This window comes from Armatimonadia bacterium (assembly GCA_039679385.1).
GTDB lineage: Bacteria > Armatimonadota > Zipacnadia > Zipacnadales > JABUFB01 > JAJFTQ01.
The window spans coordinates 40,634-60,366 of record JBDKVB010000031.1; the positions used below are offsets into that span (position 1 = coordinate 40,634).

The 19,733-nt window shown below is 65.3% G+C and carries 19 protein-coding genes; 11 read left to right on the forward strand and 8 right to left on the reverse strand.

Features of this window, described 5'->3' with window-relative positions; all coding sequences use genetic code 11:
• The first annotated feature begins 170 nt into the window (after positions 1-170).
• Positions 171-371 (forward strand): hypothetical protein, encoded by a 201-nt coding sequence (locus ABFE16_03030; GenBank protein MEN6344247.1) that lies wholly within the window; start codon positions 171-173, stop codon positions 369-371.
• 114 nt (positions 372-485) lie between these two features.
• Here the strand turns inward: ABFE16_03030 and ABFE16_03035 are convergent, their stop codons facing one another.
• The 4 genes from ABFE16_03035 to ABFE16_03050 all read right to left on the reverse strand — a co-directional run bounded on the left by ABFE16_03035 (position 486) and on the right by ABFE16_03050 (position 5,676).
• A complete protein-coding gene (locus ABFE16_03035) occupies positions 486-1,355 on the reverse strand; it encodes a hypothetical protein (GenBank protein MEN6344248.1) in 870 nt (289 codons plus the stop codon).
• Between the two features lie 62 nt (positions 1,356-1,417).
• Positions 1,418-3,361, reverse strand: coding sequence for a DUF4129 domain-containing protein (locus ABFE16_03040; GenBank protein MEN6344249.1), 1,944 nt, complete (start codon positions 3,359-3,361; stop codon positions 1,418-1,420).
• Positions 3,362-3,392: 31 nt separating this feature from the next.
• On the reverse strand, positions 3,393-4,676 hold the full coding sequence (locus ABFE16_03045) for a DUF58 domain-containing protein (protein MEN6344250.1): 1,284 nt from the start codon (positions 4,674-4,676) through the stop codon (positions 3,393-3,395).
• 49 nt (positions 4,677-4,725) lie between these two features.
• Positions 4,726-5,676 carry a MoxR family ATPase gene (locus ABFE16_03050; GenBank protein MEN6344251.1) on the reverse strand — a complete coding sequence of 317 codons (951 nt, stop codon included), beginning with the start codon at positions 5,674-5,676 and terminating at the stop codon, positions 4,726-4,728.
• A gap of 238 nt (positions 5,677-5,914) precedes the next feature.
• Here ABFE16_03050 and cdaA point away from each other — a divergent pair, with 238 nt between their 5' ends.
• From cdaA to ABFE16_03065, 3 genes are all read left to right on the forward strand, one after another.
• The gene (gene cdaA, locus ABFE16_03055; protein ID MEN6344252.1) at positions 5,915-6,733 is read left to right on the forward strand and encodes a diadenylate cyclase CdaA; all 819 of its coding nucleotides are present in this window, start codon (positions 5,915-5,917) and stop codon (positions 6,731-6,733) included.
• Between the two features lie 48 nt (positions 6,734-6,781).
• The gene (locus ABFE16_03060) at positions 6,782-7,984 is read left to right on the forward strand and encodes a CdaR family protein (GenBank protein ID MEN6344253.1); all 1,203 of its coding nucleotides are present in this window, start codon (positions 6,782-6,784) and stop codon (positions 7,982-7,984) included.
• Between the two features lie 139 nt (positions 7,985-8,123).
• On the forward strand, positions 8,124-9,248 hold the full coding sequence (locus tag ABFE16_03065; protein ID MEN6344254.1) for a hypothetical protein: 1,125 nt from the start codon (positions 8,124-8,126) through the stop codon (positions 9,246-9,248).
• A 133-nt stretch (positions 9,249-9,381) separates the two neighbouring features.
• On the opposite strand, the gene ABFE16_03070 is transcribed toward ABFE16_03065, so the two are convergent.
• Positions 9,382-10,314, reverse strand: a complete 933-nt coding sequence (locus ABFE16_03070) for an NAD-dependent epimerase/dehydratase family protein (GenBank protein MEN6344255.1) — start codon at positions 10,312-10,314, stop codon at positions 9,382-9,384.
• A gap of 300 nt (positions 10,315-10,614) precedes the next feature.
• On the opposite strand from ABFE16_03070, the gene ABFE16_03075 reads away from it, so the two are divergent.
• The 3 genes from ABFE16_03075 (at position 10,615) to ABFE16_03085 (ending at position 13,036) form a co-directional block, all read left to right on the forward strand.
• A complete protein-coding gene (locus tag ABFE16_03075; protein ID MEN6344256.1) occupies positions 10,615-11,382 on the forward strand; it encodes a hypothetical protein in 768 nt (255 codons plus the stop codon).
• Between the two features lie 180 nt (positions 11,383-11,562).
• Complete coding sequence (gene thiL / locus ABFE16_03080; protein MEN6344257.1) at positions 11,563-12,579, forward strand: thiamine-phosphate kinase; 1,017 nt, start codon at positions 11,563-11,565, stop codon at positions 12,577-12,579.
• A gap of 145 nt (positions 12,580-12,724) precedes the next feature.
• Positions 12,725-13,036 carry a hypothetical protein gene (locus tag ABFE16_03085; GenBank protein ID MEN6344258.1) on the forward strand — a complete coding sequence of 104 codons (312 nt, stop codon included), beginning with the start codon at positions 12,725-12,727 and terminating at the stop codon, positions 13,034-13,036.
• Positions 13,037-13,171: 135 nt separating this feature from the next.
• Here ABFE16_03085 and ABFE16_03090 read toward each other — a convergent pair whose 3' ends face one another.
• Both ABFE16_03090 and ABFE16_03095 read right to left on the reverse strand, forming a co-directional pair.
• The gene (locus ABFE16_03090) at positions 13,172-14,218 is read right to left on the reverse strand and encodes a Gfo/Idh/MocA family oxidoreductase (GenBank protein ID MEN6344259.1); all 1,047 of its coding nucleotides are present in this window, start codon (positions 14,216-14,218) and stop codon (positions 13,172-13,174) included.
• Positions 14,219-14,310: 92 nt separating this feature from the next.
• On the reverse strand, positions 14,311-14,667 hold the full coding sequence (locus ABFE16_03095) for a cupin domain-containing protein (GenBank protein MEN6344260.1): 357 nt from the start codon (positions 14,665-14,667) through the stop codon (positions 14,311-14,313).
• Positions 14,668-14,790: 123 nt separating this feature from the next.
• Here ABFE16_03095 and mnmG point away from each other — a divergent pair, with 123 nt between their 5' ends.
• The 4 genes from mnmG (at position 14,791) to ABFE16_03115 (ending at position 18,857) form a co-directional block, all read left to right on the forward strand.
• Complete coding sequence (gene mnmG / locus ABFE16_03100; GenBank protein MEN6344261.1) at positions 14,791-16,551, forward strand: tRNA uridine-5-carboxymethylaminomethyl(34) synthesis enzyme MnmG; 1,761 nt, start codon at positions 14,791-14,793, stop codon at positions 16,549-16,551.
• Entirely contained in the window at positions 16,548-17,150 is a 603-nt protein-coding gene (locus ABFE16_03105) for an RsmG family class I SAM-dependent methyltransferase (GenBank protein MEN6344262.1), read from the forward strand. The genes mnmG and ABFE16_03105 overlap by 4 nt, the downstream gene beginning before the upstream one ends.
• A gap of 62 nt (positions 17,151-17,212) precedes the next feature.
• A complete protein-coding gene (locus ABFE16_03110; GenBank protein ID MEN6344263.1) occupies positions 17,213-17,995 on the forward strand; it encodes a ParA family protein in 783 nt (260 codons plus the stop codon).
• Entirely contained in the window at positions 17,988-18,857 is an 870-nt protein-coding gene (locus ABFE16_03115; protein MEN6344264.1) for a ParB/RepB/Spo0J family partition protein, read from the forward strand. The genes ABFE16_03110 and ABFE16_03115 overlap by 8 nt, the downstream gene beginning before the upstream one ends.
• Here ABFE16_03115 and ABFE16_03120 read toward each other — a convergent pair.
• Positions 18,828-19,586 carry a hypothetical protein gene (locus tag ABFE16_03120; GenBank protein ID MEN6344265.1) on the reverse strand — a complete coding sequence of 253 codons (759 nt, stop codon included), beginning with the start codon at positions 19,584-19,586 and terminating at the stop codon, positions 18,828-18,830. The two genes, ABFE16_03115 and ABFE16_03120, sit on opposite strands and share 30 nt — an antisense overlap.
• Positions 19,587-19,733: the final 147 nt, after the last annotated feature.

Below are 19,733 nucleotides of genomic sequence, written 5' to 3' on the forward strand. Positions count from 1 at the left end.
CCGTCACGCTCCTCCAGACCTGTAACACCCCCTTAACGCCTCGAAGCTCAATCCTTCCTCCAGCCACGGTCATGTTTTGCCGAAGGCAGTTGATGGCGCCGCGCCGATACGTAGACTGTAACAAGTACAGTCGGAAACGCCCCTGCGCGGCACCTGGAGGGAGACGGACGATGGTCTCAGGGTTGCGTCGGCTCTGGCTCGACGACAGTGGACTCATTAGCGCGGAGGCTGCGCTGATGATCGCCGTGCTGGCAGTCGGAACCCTGGGCGCCCTTGTGGGCTTTGCCGAGCGCGCCGGTGACGCCCTGCACCATATGGGATCGCAGTACAGTGAGGTCGGCCGCGACGTGGTAGTGAACCCGCCGGGCTAGCTTGCCCCAGACTTACCCCGAATCCGAAGGCCGCCGATCTTCTCAGGTCGGCGGCCTTTTCGCGTGTCTGCCTTGTGCCCATGCCGCGCGGACCGGCTGCTGATTCTGGAGACGTTAGCTGCCCTGAAGCACCACAGACGTCACGGAGCGCAGGGTCATCTTGACGGCCTGCTGCCCACCCGAGCCTGCGCCGAAGAGCTGCGGCAGCGCCATGGTCATCTCCGAATCCGAGGTGCCGTCAAAGCGCATCATGCGGCCCCGCTGGTAGTCGAAGTACCCGATCTGACTCCCGGTTTGCTTCCCCGAGAGGTTGAACAGATTCCCGGCCACCAGGCTCAGGTTCAGCGGAAGCTGGTAGTCGGTCTGCAGCCGCACGCACTCGCGACCCTCGAGCTGCACGTAGTCCAGCAGTGTCGTCGTGTACTGCAGCGGGATCTTCTCCCCGGCCTGCGTGGTCAGGTTCAGTACCTCCTGCCAGCGACTGCCCGGATGCAGCGGCTCTGCCGGGAACCCGGGACCTCTCAGGTCGCCGAAGAACTGGCCGACGTCGAACTGCATCTGCTGCAGCACGTCAGGAGCGCCGGTCGCTGGAGTGCCGGCCTGCTGGACGCGCTCGACCTTCGTGCTGACGATCGTGCCCGTGGGTGACATCACCGTGGTGATGACGGGAATCTGCAAGGACACCGGGAGGGCCTGGCCGGAGAGCGTCGCCGTGGTCTTGAGGTCCTCGATCCGATTCACGATGGTCATGTTCCCGCTGGTGTCCAGCGCGGTGCAGGTCATGACGTAGGTGAACTCGGCGGTCATGTTCAGGGGCTCGATCTTGTCCAGCATCGTCACCGAGCCGGTGCCCGTGGTCGTGCACTGGTAGCGAAGCATCTCGCCTTTGGCCATCTTGTAGCGCAAGGACACGTCCGCCGAGAAGCCCGGGAGCGCGCCCAGAGTCAGCGTCAGGATGCACAGCAAACCAACGCGTCGGTACATGCCGAGTCCACCTCCTGCGTAAGTCCGAACGGATACTCAGGTTATACCCAGGCTTCGCGAGTCTACTCGCCGGAGGACGCTGCCGAGGACGCCGTCGGCCGCCGACCCAGGGTTGCATCAATGGCCGGGCGCAGTCGCGACCAGATGTCCCGCGCCTGGTCGACGAGGTCGCGGCCGACTTCGTTGGGGCTGTAGGTGGCGAAGACGTAGGCACTGGTGATGCCCTGCGAATCCTCCTCCGCTACCCCGACGTCCGAGGGCACCGAGTGCAGGAACTCCTTCTCGGTCTGGTAGTCAAGGCGCGGGTAGCCCCGAAGGCCGCAGAAGGCCATGAAGGCCCGGTACACGTGCCGCACGATCTGGGCGGCGGTGAGATTCGCGGCGAGGTCGCGCTGGTCCCAGATGTCGGCGAAGGGGTCTTCCGGCAGGTCGCTGAACTCGTCCTCCCTGCGCCGACCGAAACCAAGCCAACGCCGCAGCCGCTCCAGCAGGGCCAGCAAGGCCAGCCACAAGGAGTAGAAGGGCGCAGCCATGGCCCTTAGCGCAGCCATCACCTGTTCGCGGTACCGGATCAGCAGGTAGATCAGGATCGCCAGCAGCAGCAGAAGCAGCAGCCACCACCAGTTCTGCCGGACACCTGAGCCCTGCGACTTGGCGGCCATGCGGCCCTGGGCACTGTCGGCACCACCACCGGAGGCGCCGGAGCTCTGCGTCTGCGTGTTGTCCTGGCCACCTCCACCGCCTCCTCCGCCACCACCACCTGCGCTGGCTCCCTGGCCGCCACTACCACCGCCACCGGAGGCACCGGTGCCCTGACCGCCACCGGAGGACCCGCTCTGCCCAGTGGTACCCGCGTCGGCGGCGGCACCGCGTCCACTGGTCTCGGGCTCCAGGCCCGGCGCACTGCTGCTCTCCGGGTGCGACTGCGCAAAGCCCCAACTGGGACCCGTCTGCAGCCCCGCCGACGGTGTCTTCACCCAGTCTGGCGGCTGGTACAACTCGCCCCGGGCAGGTCCGAATCCTGGCCCACGCGGCAGCGGAAGCGCCACGAAGGCAATGACCATCACCAGCGCCAGACTCGTGGCGATCCAGGTCGGCGTGAGGCCACGACTGGCGGCCAGACGACGCCGGCGCACGTCCATGCGAATCGCCGACAGATTCGTCAGCGCCAGCAGGAAGAGCGCAAAGAAGGTGTAGCCCGCCACATACCACGAAGCGCGGTCGAAGCGGCGCTCATCGCCCAGGCTGTGAGCCGCCAGCCCAAAGCAGATCACCGCGAACACCGACACCCACAGCACTGCGCGGCCCGGATGATGCGCCTTGCTCCGCCGTCCATTGCGCCGGACAGCCACGCCGTCGGCGAGATCCGTGTAGATGCCCTGGCTCAGCGCATACTGGAAGTTCTCCTCCAGCGTACACTCGCGCGTCACCCGGTCGGCCACCCACCAGACGAGCGCCAACAGCAGCAGATTCAGTAGGAAGGACGCCGTCGGCCCCCAGTCCGAGACGGCGTGGATGAAGGCGCCGTCACCATGCATCAGGGTGAAGTCCCAGGTGGCATACCCCGCAACCAGGGCCACAGCGACGCCCAGCAGATACGGGTACACGCGCAGCTCCGAGGCATAGCGAGAGTGCGCATACGCGCGGAACCACAGCCGCAGACGAGCGATCCCCACGGTGGCGGCCAGGAAGGCCGTCGCGAACATCCGCAGGCCGTTGCCGAGAACGCTGCCCTGCGGGTCGCGCCACTCAATCAGGAAGCACACCAGACACCCGAGCATCCCGAAGATGCCCAGGGGAATGGCCACTTCAGTCAGCCAGTCGAAGGCCGGCGTCTCGACTTCCAGCGCTTCCTGCAGGACAACAGGCATCGCCTCGGGGCCGCGCACCGGTGCCGCTGGAGCTGGCGGCGGCACGACTTGGGACGCAGGCTCCGAGGCGGCGACGGGCTCCTCCGCAGCCTCTGCTGAATCTACGTATTCGGCGTTCTGGTCGGGTATTTCCATATTCCTCGTGGGCCGTCGGATGCCCCGGGCCCTACAGGACGATGTTGTGCAGATCGCTGTCCTGGCGCAGATGCAACATGGGCACACCCAGGTTCGCCAGCATCGCCTGGGTTCGTGGCGCATGGACCTCGTTGTCGATCAGCAGCACGAGAACACTGAACCCCGTAGTCTTGAGACGGACGATCTCTCGCCCTAGTTCCTGCGGCACCGACGGCACAATGAGAATCACCGTGTCCTCGCGTGGCCAGCCGTTGTACTCGCGGGACACCATCTCGGCCAGGGGTAGACCATCGCTGAGGCTGAGCCGGGCGAGGGACTCCATGATCGACAGAATGCTCTCTCCCCCACGTCGGACTTCCACCTCCACAGGCCGCAGCCGCTCGCTGTCATGCCGGCGCTCCAGCATCTCCCGGGCCTCGTCGCGGTTCACGGCCTCGACGGAGAAGGGCTGCACCTCCATCACATCGGCGGCGTCGACACCGTTGCTCACCAGCCCGACCTCGACCCCGCGGGTTGCCAGATACGTCGCCAGGGAAGCGGCCACCGTCGCCCCGAACTCCGACCGCTCAAGGCTGCGCTCGCCACTCCAGGCGAGGGTGTTGAAGTCCAGCACCAGATTCGCACCGAGCAGGCAGGAGGGATCGTAGACCTTCGAGTGCAGGACGCCGGTCTTCGCGCTGGCCTTCCAGTGCACGCGACGGAGCGGGTCGCCATGCTGGTACTCGCGCACTCCGGCAATCCGGGTCGGGTCCTCGAAGAGTCTCATCTGCACCGTCGTCTCGCCCATGGGACGATGCGTCGGCACCGAGTACTTGTCGATCGGCGCAATGCGCGGGTAGACGGTGATGAACTCCGCCTTCGCCTCGGCCAGGTAGCGGCGGGTCAGACCGAAGAGATCACCCGACTCAAACAGCACCGGACCGACCCGGTAGTAGCCCCGGCGCTCACACCGCACCCGATAGCGCAGGGTGATCGCCCCGTGGGGACGCATGACCGTTGCTCGCGAGGCAGCTCCTTCCGTGACCCGCAGACCATCCCCCAGCAGGTCCTCCATCACCACCCAGGGCAGGAAGGTCGGCCTGGTGTTGCGCACGCCGACGGTGACCACGCACTCGTCGCCGATCTGCGCCTGCCGCAAGCTGCAGTGGCGCTCGGTCGTGAGGCCATCCAGGCTCAGGTAGGTCATCAGGTACGAAAACAGCGCCACCAGGCAGCCGGCGTAGAACACGTACCCGAAGAACCCGATGCGGAAGACCCACGCACAGGCCAGGAAGCCGATCACGGCGACGGCGAAATAGGTGCGGCGACGTTTCATGGAACCACCATCGGCAGCAACTCACCCGTCAGGTGTGCCCGAGGAGCGGTTAGCCCTGCCGCGTCTTCTCGATCGGGGCCGGCACCGTCTCGATGAGGGCCTCGACAATGTGCTCGGCGCCCTGCCCGCGCAGTCTGGATTCGGGCGCGACGATCACGCGATGGCACAGCACGGCCTGCACCATGTACTTCACATCATCGGGAGTGGCGAAGTTCCGTCCCTCCACGGCCGCCAGGGCCTGCGCCGTCCGGTACAGGGCCATCGAGGCACGCGGGCTGGCGCCCATCACAAGGTCGGGGCTGTGCCGCGTCGCATGGACCAGCCGCACCACGTACTCACGCACCTTGTCATGCAAGAACACGTTGCGCACTTCTGCCTGCGCCACCGTCAGCTCCTCCACCGTCACGACCTGCCGGAGCTGGTCAATGGGATGGGCCAGCCGCAGGCGCTCCAGCATGACGTTCTCATCGGAGAAGGAGGGGTAGCCAATGCTCATGCGGATCAGGAAGCGGTCGAGCTGCGCTTCGGGCAAGGGGAAGGTTCCCTCATGCTCAATGGGGTTCTGGGTCGCGAGGACCATGAAGGGTCGTGGCAGCGGGTAGGTCTCACCGTCGGCGGAGACCTGGCGCTCTCCCATGGCCTCCAGCAGTGCCGACTGCGCCCGAGGAGTAGCGCGGTTGATCTCGTCGGCGAGCAGGATCTGGTGGAACACCGGGCCGGCGCGGAACTCGAACTCCGTGAGCTTTTGGTTGAACACCGATACGCCGGTCACGTCTGAGGGCAGCAGGTCCGGCGTGCACTGCACCCGGGCGAAGCTGCAGCCGAGAGAACGAGCCAGGGCGCGAGCCAGCATGGTCTTGGCGACGCCGGGCACGTCCTCCATCAGGACATGACCTTCGCACAGCAGGGCCACCAGCGCCAGGCGAATCTGGTCGCGCTTGCCCACCACCACCTGCTCTACGTTCTCGATCACCTTGCGCGCAAAAGCAGCTACATCCATGGACCAAGACCTCCCGGACGGCCGCCGATCTGAGGGAAGCAATCCTGCGGCCCGACCACAATCCAGCAGATTCTGCCTATTTCACCCGCCGCTCCCTCTCCACCTGCGTCGACGGCATAAGGCGCCTTCAAGCGTCCCGGGCCTCACAGGTCCGTGGTTTGACGCTCCCGGAGGCCCTGTGCTATAGTGCGAGACGCAGTTCGCGTCTGCGACACGGCGGCCCTTTGTGGGACCCTAGATGGTACTCTGGCAGACAATTCTCGACACCCTTCGACACGTCACCTGGGTTGACGTGGTTGATGTAAGCCTCATTGCCTACATCACCTACCGTCTCGCCCTCGCCCTCCGCGGGACACGCGTCGTCTCCCTGATTCGCGGGATTCTCGTCGTGGCCGCCCTACTGTGGCTCAGTACCGGCCTTCCCACCTTCAACTGGATCCTTCGTCGCGTCCTCCCCACCGGCGTCATCGCTCTCATCATCATCTTCCAGCCCGAACTGCGCATGGCCCTCGAGCGCCTGGGACGCGGTCGCTTCCTGCATCTGGGCTTCGGCATCTTTGAGATGCACGGCGAGCTCGTCGAACGCGTCGTCAGTGAGGTCATGGACGCCTGCGAGGAGTTCTCGGCTCGTCGCATCGGCGCACTGATCGTCTTCGAGCGCGAGGCCAGCCTCATCGACATCACCCGCACCGGCAAGACCATCAACGGCACGGTTTCCTCCGAGCTGATTGCCACGATCTTCTCGCACCACAGCCCTCTGCACGACGGCGCCATCGTCATTCGGGACGACCAACTGATCGCCGCGGGCTGTGTGCTGCCGCACTCTGAGAACCCCGGGCTGTCCGTAACCACCGGCATGCGACATCGCGCTGCCCTGGGGCTGTCTGAACGCACCGATGCCGTCTGCGTCGTCGTCTCCGAGGAGACCGGCGGCATGACTCTCGCCTTCGAGGGCACGCTGACGCCTAGCCTGGAACGAATCCAGCTCACCGAGCGCCTGCTTGAGCTCTTCGAGTCCGACAAGCGCTCCACCAAGCTATTCTTCTGGAGAAAGTAACGCCTCCGGGCCGCCCTTTTACGCCCGGGATACCATACGGTCCTGAATATGCTACGCGCAATCTACTCAGCCATCCGTCATGAGTTCGGCCTCAAGCTGGTCTCCGTGCTTGCGGCCGTCTCCCTGTGGCTGTATGTCATGAACACCCAGGACCCGGTGCGCACTGAGAGCTACGAGACCCAGATCAGTGCCGTCAACGTGCCGGCGGGCCTTGTGGTTACCCAGACACTTCCGGAGAGGGTGCGGTTCACCGTCAAGGGCCGCCTCTCCGAGTTGCACAAGGGCCAGGCGGCGACGATCCACGTAACCGCCGACCTGACCAACTGCAAACTCGGCCGCAACCAGGTCCAGTTGACGCTCATGGGTATGCCTGAGCGCCTCGTTCTGGGCGGCATTGACCGACGCACCGCTCAGATCTGGCTGGACAACCTGGACACCCGCAAGGTCCCGGTTCGGCCCATTCTCTCAGGGCGACCGCGCGACGGAATGCGGTTCTCGGAAACGCCTTCTGTTGAGCCGGAGGAAGTGGAGCTCACCGGTCCGGCGCAGACCCTCAGCAAGGCCTGGGGAGCTGTGGCCCGCGTCGACGTCAGCAAGGCGCGTCCCGGCGAGAGGGTTCGCGTTCAGGTCGTCGCGGTGGACGACGAGCGCCAGCCTCTCCCCGCCCTGGCAGCGCGACCGGAGTTCGTCGAGGTCATCCTGCACGAGATGGCCACGCAGTCCCGCCGTGTGCCCGTGCATGTGAGCCTCACTGCGCCACCCAACGGCTACGTTGTGGGTGAAGTACACTGCGATCCGGCGGAGGTGACGGTGCACGGCCCTGCGGCAGCGATCGAGGGCATCACTTCCGTGAGCACCACCCGCCAGGATATCAGTGACCTGCGCGGCAGCCGCTTAGCCCAGGCAAAGCTGACACTGCCATCAGGGGTCACAGTCGAGGGCGACGTGGCCGAGGTGAAGGTGCAGATCACGGTTCGGCCGAAGCCGCAGGGCGTTGGAGGGCAAGCCCCGTCCGAGGCCGAGCCGGGAACTCCGACGACCCCGGAGCCCTCAAAGCCGGGGGGCACTCGTCCCTCGACTGAACCCCCGTCGAACACGGGGGAGCCGCAGGAGCAGGGGACCAAGCCTCCTGCCCATCCCGAGCCGGCGCCGAGTACCAAGCCACAGCCGAAGCCTTCCGAGAAGCCGGCCGATAGAGCTTCCGCTGAGCGCCAGGAGGTGAGTCGCCGCCCGCACCCCGCGGCATTGTGACTTCGCAGTACGCACCGTCTCAGGTTCTCGGAGGGGGCGGTCTTTCCGCCCGACCTGCTGAAGGTGCAGCTTCGCACTACAACTCACAGCACGGGCCCTGCAATGCAGAGGGTCGCCGCCAACAAAGGGGGGTCGTTTGGTGGCAAACACCTCAATCGCCGACGTTCTGGCATTGCTCGGGGGGCCGGGCCTGGAAGACGTCACTTCTGATGCGCGGGGGCGCTTCAGGACGTTTCTGTGCCAGCCTAAGTGGTCTCCCGAGGACTTGCGTGTATGGATCGACGAGTGCATGGAACTCGCCTGCCGGGCGCATTCCGAGTACTACTTCGCGCTCCAAGACCTCATCGTCAGCATCGGCATCCACCTCGGATTCGAGGTGGAGTTTGGCGCATATACAAGCACCGATCCGGGGTGGCCCATTCCTTACGACGGACGCTGGCGCGCGATTACCGGCGAGGACATCGTCGTGGAGGTCAAGAGCTCGCCCTGGCCGCTCGGTTGCACAAACCAGTTGGGCAGCTACATGGAGGAGTACCGCCGCGGTTGCCCTCCGCAGCATCCACAGGTGCTCGGCATCTACGCCATCGGCACCGGGGACTTCTCCGGCCTCATCGACCAGATCAAGGGCAGCGACTACCGAAACCGTCTCAAGGTCATTTCCTTCCACGATCTTCTCCGTCTATACTCCCTGCGCAACACTCTCGCCCGACAGATGCCCATGGAGCGCATCTACCAGGTCCTCCAGGACCTCCTGATGCCCCTGGAGAGCGTCAACGTCGGCAGCCTCGTCGACATCATCCAGGGCGTGGCCGGAGTCTCCTGGCACACTCCCGAAGAGGACGCCCCTGCCGAGCCGACCCGCCACTGGCGGCGCTCTGAGTTGCGGGAGTTCCTCGACGAGTGTCAGCCAAACCAGCTCGCCATGCTCCTGGCCCTGGCCACTTCCCAGGACCAGATGGCGGCGACCGAACTGCTGCGTCGCATGAGGGTTCTGGCGCCGTCGATCCCGGGACTCGATGCACGGCAGGCCTTCTCCGCCAAGACCATCGGCGGTGCACGCAGCGGCCTGTCAAAGCGCGAGCAAATCCTCGACAAGGACAGCGTGATCGAGAGCTTCAACGGTCAGTACTGCCTGCGCGAGGACTACCGGCAGTGGGTGTATGAGTGGCTCAAGTGCCGTGGAATTGTGCCGATCTCGGCCGAGCTCAACCTGGAGCTCGACGGTCTCTTCGCGGAGGCCCAGTGCGCCGGCGCCGCTGGATGAGCGGAACCCGGGGCGCCGTCAGCCACGTACCCTAGACCAAACAGGGGACCCGTGGTGCTGCGCTCTCCCTTGAGAGCCTCTGCAGCACCACAGGTCCCCTGCCCTTCAGCTTTCACCACGATCTACGACGGTGTTACTTCGCCGCCTGCCCAGACCGCACGTAGTCGACCGCAAGCTGGCAGCCCTGCCGGAAGTTCACGCTCGGCTCCCAGCCCAGGACCTCCTTCGCCTTGCGGGCGTCCAGCGCCGTCCGGCGGATCTCACCCTTGCGCTCCTCGGCGTACACAGCGGGCTTCGCGTAGCCCGTCGCGGCCGCGATCGCATCGTAGACTTCCTGATCGGCGGTCTCGACGCCCGTGCCGATGTTGAAGATGTCGTTGTCGCCACGGGTCAGGGCCAGCACGTTCGCCTGCACTACATCGCCCACGTATACGTAGTCTCGCGTCTTGTCGCCCTTGCCGAAGATACGCGGCTGCTCGCCGCGCAGCATCATCCCAGAGAAGATGGCCGTTACCCCGGCCTCACCGTGGGGGTTCTGGCGGGGCCCATAGACGTTGGCGTAGCGCAGCACCGTGTAGCGCAGCCCGTCATTGTAGTTGTACAGCCACAGGTAGTGCTCGACCGTGTGCTTGGAGATCCCATACTGGGAGATCGGGTGGATGCCCGCCGTCTCCGGCGCAGGCATGATATCCGGCTCACCGTAGCACGCGCCGCCGCTGGAGGCGTAGATGACCTTCTCGATACCGTTGCGCAACGCGGCCTCAAGCAGGTAGATGCTCCCCACGATATTGGTTGCCGCATCGAAGGCCGGGTCTTCCACGCCCCTGCGCACATCCATCTGCGCCGCGTGATGGTTCAGGATCTGTGGCCGCTCCGTCGCAAAGACGTCGAGCACGCGGTCCCAGTCGCGGATATCCACTTCATACAGCCGCGCCCGGGGATCGATGTTCTCCCTGCGCCCCGTCGACAGGTTGTCCAGGATCGCGACGTCATGGCCCTCGGCCAGATACCGATCCACGATATTGGAGCCGATGAATCCGGCTCCGCCAGTCACCAGAATCTTCATGACACTAGCTCCTTCAGGGGCGCCCAGTGCGCCCGGCTGCTGCCTCAAGCCTGTCTGAGCCCGTGGTCCTCCGACCTCCTGCGGCCTTCGCAGGCGATGCCTTCCCAACCTTCGGCAAGGTCATCGCCCAGGCTCTCAGCCAGTTTAGGGTAGCACATTACGGGGCATACGACAAAGGGCATTGCGTGGCGGTGACCTTTTCGGGTTGACGAAACCGCGCCCTAGGCGTTAGGATAGACGATGCGGTGGGTCCGGACTCGTGGTCGGAAGCCCCTGAGCCAACGCTTTGGAGGCGTTCACATGAAACATGCCGTGACCTTGATTGCCGTCCTCGTTGCCATGCTGTCCTGCGTTGCCGCCTCTTGCGCCGTCCCCAACGAGATCGTGTTCTGGGGCGACGACCGCGAGAAGCCGCCCGCCGACGTTGAGGGTTTCGCCCCCGGCGTCGCGCCGATCCAGCTCGACGCCAGTCTCTTCTTCCGCATCCACACACCGGCTGCCGGCTACACAATCGCCCAGCGCGAGGCCATTGTCCTGCGCCGCATCGTTGAGGCCATGGCCAGCGGCACCATCGCGCCGGTCTACGTCGACAGCCTTCGTAACCGTCCGACCGTCTACGTTGGCCGCTACCGACTGGTTACGGTCTACCCGGCCGATGTCGCTGCTGCTGGTGCGCCCTCTGCCTACGCGCTCGCCGGCAAGTGGGCTGACGGGGTCCGCAAGGGCCTCCAGGTCACTGCCCCTTCCTGGTGTGTCGGGAACGGTCCTTGCCCAGTGAAGCTTGGCGGCAAGACCCTCTTCAACCTCGCCGGCCCTGCCGATTATCCGACTGTCAGCGCCCGTGCAGGAGCCGTCTACGCGAAGTTGGCTGAGATCCGCACGAACCTGGACCCGGCCCAGGTAGCGATCACGCCCAACGTTGACAGCCTGGTTATCACCTACATGGGCTATGCGGTCGTCACCGTGACACCGGCCGACGCCAAGGCTGCTGGGACTACCCTTCAGGCGCTGGCGAATCAGTGGGTCGCCAACCTTCGGGCTCTGGCCGCCACTCCGGCAACCAACTAGGATCAGCCGCGGCCGCTGCTTCTCTGCTGTGGCCCCGACCGTCTGCTGCCAACGGCCCCTTCTGGGCCTCTCTGGTGCTTTGTCCCGCGCCGACATTCCCCGTGAGTGTCGGCGCGTTCGCCATGCGCAGAGCCGCCGACGGCAGCTTCGCGCAGCGATAACTGCAGGAAACTCGCGATAATGGAAACACTACGTGATCTTGGTGAATTCGGAGTCATCGCGCGCGTCGCGCAGATGGCAGGCGCTCCTCCGGAAGCCGTCTCCCAGGGAATCGGCGACGACTGCGTCGTCCTTGACCTCGGCGGTCCGGAGAAGCTGCTGGCAACCACGGACGCCGCTCTGGAGACCCGCCACTTTGACCTGGCGTGGATGACGCCCTTTGAGGCGGCCCAACGATCCGTCGCGGGGGCCCTCAGTGACATCGCGGCGATGGGCGGCCGGCCCTTCATCTCGCTGTGCACTGCTATGCTTCCACAGTCCGGCGAGGCGCGGGAGGCCCTGGAGTTCCTGCGTGGCGTTGCCGAGACGACCAGACGTTACGGTGCTCCGCTCGTCGGCGGTGACACGATCTCGGGCATCAACCACTACCTGATCGATCTCGTCGTTCTTGGTTGGGCGGAACGGCCCTGGCTGCGTTCGGGAGCCCATCCCGGTGACCGGCTTCTCGTCACCGGGTCTCTCGGCGGGGCCGCGACTGCGGTAAGTCTGGCCCTGAACGAGCCTGCCAGGCTCAAGGAAGCCCGCTTTTCCGAGCTCCGGCGCCGCTTGGTTGACCCCACTCCCCGCCTGGCCGAGGCAGCGGTCCTCGCCCGCACCGGCTTCGTCCATGCTGCCATCGACATCAGCGACGGGCTGTACCAGGACGCGGGACACATCGCTCGCGAAAGTGACGTCCACCTGTCCCTTGAGGCGGCGAGACTCCCGGTCCCCGAGGCTGCGCTGGTCGCGGGTGAGTTGCTTCCTCCTCGTGCCCCCTGGTGGCCGGCCACGAGCGGCGAGGAGTACGAGCTGCTGCTGGCCGTCGACCCCGATTGTGTGGCGCTTCTGACCTCCCTGCTGCAAGAGGGTGGGCTGGCTCCCCTTACGGAGATAGGGACCGTCCGCCAGGGCGAGGGCGTGTCTATCGTGCGGGAAGATGGCAGCGAGGTGGAGATGGAGCGCGGCGGCTGGGACCATTTCCGGCCTCCGACGACCTGAGGCAGCTATTCAGGGGCCGCATCGGGGCCCGGACCTGCCGTCCTCTCCCCCGCCTCAGCCGGGGTTGTCTTGCGTTACTCAATAACTCCTATGGGAGCTCCTACCCGGTAGTTGTTGGATTGCCTTCTCTTGCGGATTCGCAATCATGTCATCACTCGGTCCGACAATCGGAATGGCCATCCTCGGCTACCTGGCGGGTGGAATCCTCGGTAAGCTCTCGATGCGTGCGTTCCGCATGGTCGTCTTCGTCGTGCTTCTGATCTTGGCGCTGGAGCTCATCGGATACCACTTTTCCGGCCTCTACTGGCAGTCCCTCCGCGAGCATGCGGCTGCAGCCGCCAAGTCCGTCCACGCACCGGCCACGCACACCTGGCGGCTGCTGACCATCAATCTCCCCCTCACCGCCGGCGTGCTCCTTGGGCTCGTGCAGTCAATCCGCGGAGCACGCCGCAGGTAGGCCTCCCTTCCCTTCTCTCCCCCTTCTTGCCCTGACACGAAAACGCCGGAACCCCTGGGACATCGGGGCTCCGGCGTTTCATAGCTGGTCCTGGCTCTGGTCTGGTCGACCCAGAACAGCCCGATCGGTTTCTCCCTACTTGAGGGTGATCTCTTTGCCCTTCTCGCCCGACTTGTAGATCGCGTCGAGGATCTTCTGGGTGTCGACGGCCTGCTCGCCGGGGACCGGTGAGGGCTCGCCCTTCTTGAGTGCCTCGACGAACTGTCGGATCTCCTCGGCGTGCTGCGCAATCCCGCGGTAAGGGTTGACCTGCGGCGTGGCGTTCATCAGTGCACCGGCGTCTTCGCGCACGAGTGTTAGCGGATTGCTCTGCATGCCCCCCTTGGTCCCCGCGAGGCATACGTTGTTCGTGCCCTCAGCGATGTTCAGGGCCCAACTGGCCTCGAGCGAAATCGCCGCGCCGTTCTCGAACCGGATGAACCCGGCTGCGAAGTCCTCGGGCACCGTGTAGCGCTTCGGGTCGTGCTTCATGACTGACGGCTTGTCCGAGATCTCTAGCCAGGTGCCCGCCGAGACGGAGACCGGCTTCGGGTGCCCCATCAGGTGCAGGCACAGGTCGAGAACGTGCACGCCGATGTCATAGCACGGGCCACCGGCCGACATGTCCTTGACGATGAAGGCGCCCCACGCAGGCACGCCACGCGGTCGAAGCATGCTCGCCCGAGCCCAGTAGATCTCGCCCAGGTACCCGGCGTCTACCCAGTTTTTCATCAGCAGGGCGGGCTCCGAGAACCGCATGCTCTGCGCGACCATGAACATCTTGCCGGCCTTGTTCCCGGCGTCGGTCATTTCCTCGGCCTGCTTGGCGGAGATCGCGATCGGCTTCTCGACGATGACGTTGCAGCCCGCCTTGAACCCGGCGATCACGGGATCCCGGTGGTAGCAGTTCGGCGTGCAGACGTCGACGATGTCCAGCTCGACCTTCTTGAGCATCTCGTTGTAGTCGGTGAAGACCATATCGTCGGAGATGCCGGCCTTCGCCGCTGCGGCCTTCGCGGTTGCCTCATTGATGTCGGCTACCGCGACGATCTCGGCGTCCGGCAGGGCCATCCAGCCGGGGAAATGGGCGTTCTGCGCGATGCCGCCTGAGCCCACGAAACCGACCCGGAACTTCTTTGCCATAACCGTTTCCTCCCTATTCACGACCTCATCCAACCTTCTCAGGCTGGTTGGGCCCCACTTCCCCACCGCACGCAGGAACTCCTTCTTGTCTCCTAAGGTTCTTCGTCGCACAGATACTCGTCAGACGCATCGAAGGGCGGCACGGTTGCGATGACGGCCTTTAGGCTTCCGATCGCGCGGTGCGCCACGCCGGCCGGGATATAGATCGTCGTGCCCGGGCGCACCTCGTGCAGTGCGCCATCGAGCTCGATCTGCCCCTCGCCCTCTAGTATATGGTACACCTCGGTCGTGACCTGGTGGTAGTGCTTCCTGGCTCCGCCAAGATCGGTCACGTGCAGGCCGAGGATCGCCTCATCTGCCGCCGTAATGATCCTTCGGCTCTCCCCACAAGGACACGGGACCGGCGCTACCTCGCTCACGTGACGCACAATCGAAATCCGTTTCTCCATTTCGGCGCCTCCCTGCTTGCTTTGCTGGTCCTTCGACTTCCTGCCGCGGAGGACCTTCTGTTGGAGCCGCGGTCTTGCCGGTCCCCCGATACTGTAGTACAATCCCTACGGTTGACCCCGACAATGCCCACCCCCTCGGAACTCGACGGTCAGGTCGTTGTGATCGGCGCCGGTCACGCCGGCTGCGAGGCTGCGCTCGCGGCGGCACGGCTGGGGGCTGCGACTGTACTCGTGACTCCCACCCTCGATGCCATCGCCGCCATGCCCTGCAACTGCAGCCTTGGCGGACCGGCAAAGGCCCACCTGGTGCGCGAGATCGACGCCCTCGGCGGCGAGATGGCCCGAAATGCGGATCGGACCTTCACCCACCTGCGCGTTCTGAACACCACGAAGGGCCCTGCTGTCCAGGCGCTCCGCGTTCAGGCCGACAAAGCTCTCTACCGTACGAGCATGAAGTCGGTCTTGGAAAATCAAGCGCATCTGGGCGTTGTTCAGGACACGGCGGTCGATCTCCTCACCGAGGGCGGTCGCATCACGGGCGTTCTCGGACGTTCCGGCATGACCTATGCCGCTCAGGCGGTCGTCATCGCCACGGGGACCTTCCTTCATGGCGAGATACACCTCGGAGAGGTCCGTTACGCCTCGGGCCGTGCAGGTGAGGCGGCAACCACCCACCTGGCGGACAGTCTCGCCCGCTTGGGCTTTGCCTTGCGCCGGTTCAAGACCGGCACTGTGCCCCGGGTGCTTCTCTCCAGTCTGGATCTCTCTGAGACGCGCCTTCACCCGAGCGACGTACGCCCTCTACGCTTTGCGTGGGAGCGCGTAGCCCGTCCGACGCGACCGCTGCTCGCCTGCCACATTACCTCCACAAATGAGCAGACCCATGCGGTTCTCCGTGACAACGCCCACCGCTCAGCGCTCTGGAGCGGCCGAATCGTCGGCACCGGGCCCCGCTACTGCCCCTCGATCGAAGCGAAACTGCTTCGTTTCCCCGACCGGCGCTCTCATCTGGTGTTCCTCGAGCAGGAGGGCTGGGATACGCAGGAGGTGTACGTCCAGGGGCTGTCGAACAGCATGCCCGCCGACGTGCAGCTCGCCATGCTCCATACGATTCCCGGGCTTCGTCGGTGCCGCATGACCCGCCCCGGGTACGCGATCGAGTACGACTGCATCGACGCCCGTGTGTTGGACCGGACCCTTGGCTTTCCCGGACTGCCGGGGCTCTATCTCGCCGGTCAGATCAACGGCTCCTCCGGCTACGAGGAAGCGGCAGCGCAAGGGCTTGTGGCAGGAATCAATGCAGCGGCCTTCGTTCTCGCTCGCGAACCCCTTTGCCTCACCCGCGCAGACGGCTATATCGGCGTGCTCGTTGAGGACCTGACATCCCAGGGGTGTGATGAGCCCTACCGTATGCTCACTTCACGCGCCGAGCACCGTCTACTCTTTGGCCAGGACACCGCCTGGTACCGCCTGGCCCCTCTTTCCGAGCGCATCGGCCTCGTGCCGCAGGACCGCCTTCGCCAATGGCGCGGCAACCACCCCGAGACCGCCGTTCCTGGGCCGTCCCGCCTGCCTGTTGAGCCGCATCTACTCGCCTATTCCCATTCCCGCGAGACCTGTGAGCCGTATCTTGCCCGGGAATCCTCTCGCGCCCGGCGTTTGGATGCAATGCGGGGCCTTCCCATTCCGGAGAACTTCGATTATGCTTCCTTACCTCTCCGCGGAGAGGCGATCGACCGGCTCTTTGCGGCCAAGCCCGACAACATCGCCCAGTTGGCCCTGATTCCCGGCCTAACGCCCGCCGATGTTGCCACCGTCTTCGCCGCGGCCGCCAGACCAGTTCCTTCCGTACCCGCCGACCCGGACCTGAGGGACGCTTCATGAGTGTTTCACGTGAAACAATCGACGCCGGCCTTCCCCTCGACCCCGCAGCGATGTCGCGCCTCCGCGACCTGGCGGCCTGGATTGCCCGGATGGCCTATCCGCTGGGCCTGACCAACTATGGGGACGCCGAAACGGTCCTTCAGGAGGCCATTCTCCCGACTGTGGCCCTCCTTCCGCTGCTTCCGACCCCACTCACGGGTTCCTGGGCCGACCTCGGCCCAGGTTCGGGTGCCATCGGCCTCACTCTCGCACTGCTCGAGCCGGGGATCACGGTCGATCTGCTCGATCGTCGCGAGCGGGTCATCGCCTACCTGGACCTGTCCCTGGCGCATCTGGGCATCTCCAATGCCCGCGCACGCCAGACCGACCTCTCCGTGCGCAAGCCCGTGCCCGGCACTTGGGACGGAGTCGCCTTCCGCGCCTTCGGACCGCCCGCCACGACCCTTGCGTTGGCGGCGTCATTGTCCCGCTCGTGGGTGTCTGCCTGGCACAGCCCGCAGACCGTCGCGTACCAATCGCCACCGGAGCCGCTCACTCTCGTATCGCAGCGCCCGACCACGTCTCCCGGCCTGCTTTGCAGCCTTTTTCGCCGCAAATAGACGCTCTTGCTGTGGATAACCTCGTGGAAACTGTTGGTGATCGTGCCGTAGGAGGCCCAGGAATGGCTGAGTGCATCGCCATCGTCAACCAGAAGGGCGGAGTGGGGAAGACCACGACCGCCGTCAATCTCGCCGCCTGCGCCGCGCTTGAGGGTCAGCGCGTGCTGCTTGTGGACACCGACCCCCAGGGAAACGCGACGAGCGGTCTCGGAATCGACCGCAGCAAGCTAGACCTGTGCGTCTACGACCTGCTCACCGACGACGATCTCCAGGAAGACGCTGCTGAGGCGCTGCGCATGGTCACCCTTGAGACCGCGGTGGACAACCTCTCTCTCATCCCCGCGACCATCGATCTTGCGGCCGCAGACCTCTCTCTCGCCAATGCGATCGCGCGAGACACCCGACTACGGACGATTCTGCGCCCCGCAATGGACCTCTACGATGTGATTCTCGTGGATACCGCCCCGTCCCTCGGAGTTCTGACGATCAATGGGCTCGCAGCGGCCCAGGGGGTTCTCATTCCCATCCAATGCGAGTACTATGCCCTGGAGGGTCTTTCTCAGCTTCTGAAAGTCATCCGGCTTGTCCAGGCCCAGCTCAACCCTGTTCTCAGCGTTCGCGGCGTGGTTCTCACCATGTTCGACGGCCGTGCAAATCTCGCCCTTGACGTTGCCGAGGAGGTCCGCAAGCACTTCGGCGACAAGGTATGCACTCGCGTCGTACCTCGCAACATCCGACTTGCCGAGGCGCCCAGCCACGGACTGCCCGCTGTCGTCTATGACCCGTCCTGCCGCGGTTCGAAAGCATACTGGGACGTTTTCCGGGAGGTATTCCCCTATGCGTAGGCGTACACTTGGCCGAGGCCTCAGTGAACTTATCTCCGGCGACACCACCACGCCGACCCGGTCGGTGCTGGAAGTGCCCGTCAATCGCCTCTCGCCTAATCCGATGCAGCCACGTCTCGAGATCGACGGCGAACGCCTGGAGGAGCTCACCCTCTCCATCGAGTCCCACGGCGTCCTTCAGCCGATCACCGTTCGGCGCGTCGGCGAGGACTACGAGATCATCGCCGGCGAACGCCGCTGGCGGGCAGCCCAGCGCGCGGGCCTGCAGTCGGTCCCGTGTCTGGTTCAAGACGTCACGGACGAGGAATCGCTGCAGCTCGCGCTCATCGAGAACCTGCAGCGCGAGGACCTCAATGCTGTGGAAGCCGCCCGCGGGTACCGCCGCCTCCAGTCCGACTACCATGTCACGCAGGAACAGCTAGCAAGCATGATTGGCAAGAGTCGCTCGGCCATCGCCAACACTCTCCGCTTGCTCGAGTTGCCGGCCGCAGTTCAGGTGGCAATCCAGTCCGGGCTCATCACGGAGGGGCATGGTAGGGCCCTGCTGGCCCTTGGGGCAGATCCCGAAAGGCTTCTCGCGCTCTTCCAGCTCGTGGCCGAGGGCAACATGACCGTTCGCGAGACCGAACAAGCCGTCCGTGACCTCCAGGAGGCCAAGCCGGACACGGCCCCGAAGCCTGAACGCCCGGGCCCCGTCCGCGTCGACCCGAACCTCAAGGACGTCCAGGACCGGATCCAAGGCGCGCTCGCCACCAAGGTCAACGTCAAGCCAAACGCGCGTGGTGGGGGGAGAATCGAGGTCTTCTACTCCAACAACGAGGAATTCGACCGCCTACTGGAGCTCTTCCTGCTCATTTCCTGAGGCCGCACGACCCGCCACAACCTGCCACTCCGCCTCTCCGAGCACCTGCACATCGCTTCCGTAGGACACTGTCACCTTGTACTTGGCCGGGGGCAGTGCTTGGCCCTTGCCGGGCGCGAGCCAAGCGGTCCCACTACCCTCCGCTGCCTTCACGGGAACGCTGCACCGTGCGGCGGCTAGTTCGTGGCCTTCGCAGTACCAGCGCACCGTGAAGGCCGCGCCCACGTCCGCGCCCTGGAAATTGAACACCGCCCACACCTTCTCGGTGCCCTCGAAGTCCGCCCCAGGGCTCACTGCCTTGCCCTGTGCGTCCGTGCCCCGTGCCGTCTGCAGCCTCGTGATCCTCGTCTCGATGGTCGGCGGCTGCTCCTGGGCCAGTATCTCCTGCGCCTTCGCCGCTGTCGTGAAGGAGCCGCGTGCCACGCGTTGTCCGGAACGCGTCACCTCGACCTCGCCCACACCCGGCCCAAAGGTCTTGCCCCCGGCGGCCCGCAACTCAACGTGGGCCACGATTCCCAGTGCCGGCAGGCGACCCAACCCCACGGGCATCTCGCCCATCGGTCTCGCCTGCCACCACCACTCGGCTCGCAGGGCTCCCTGATCGCCCTTCGGCAATAGGGCGTACCCGTGCACCTCGGCCGCTTCCGCCGGGAGGAGCGGCGCGCCGCAGGCGGCAAGCGCGGCTTGCGGCCCAAAGACCATCACGCCGGGCGACAGCGCCGGACTCACCGGCGTCCCAGTCCCAGCACTGGTGGCTGGCCGCGCAACCCCGGCAGACGGTCTTACTCCGGGCTGCGAGGGGAGCACGTGCCCCGCCAGGACTCCAACCAAGACTCCAACCGACACCAGGATCGCCCAACCCCAGGCCTTGAGCGT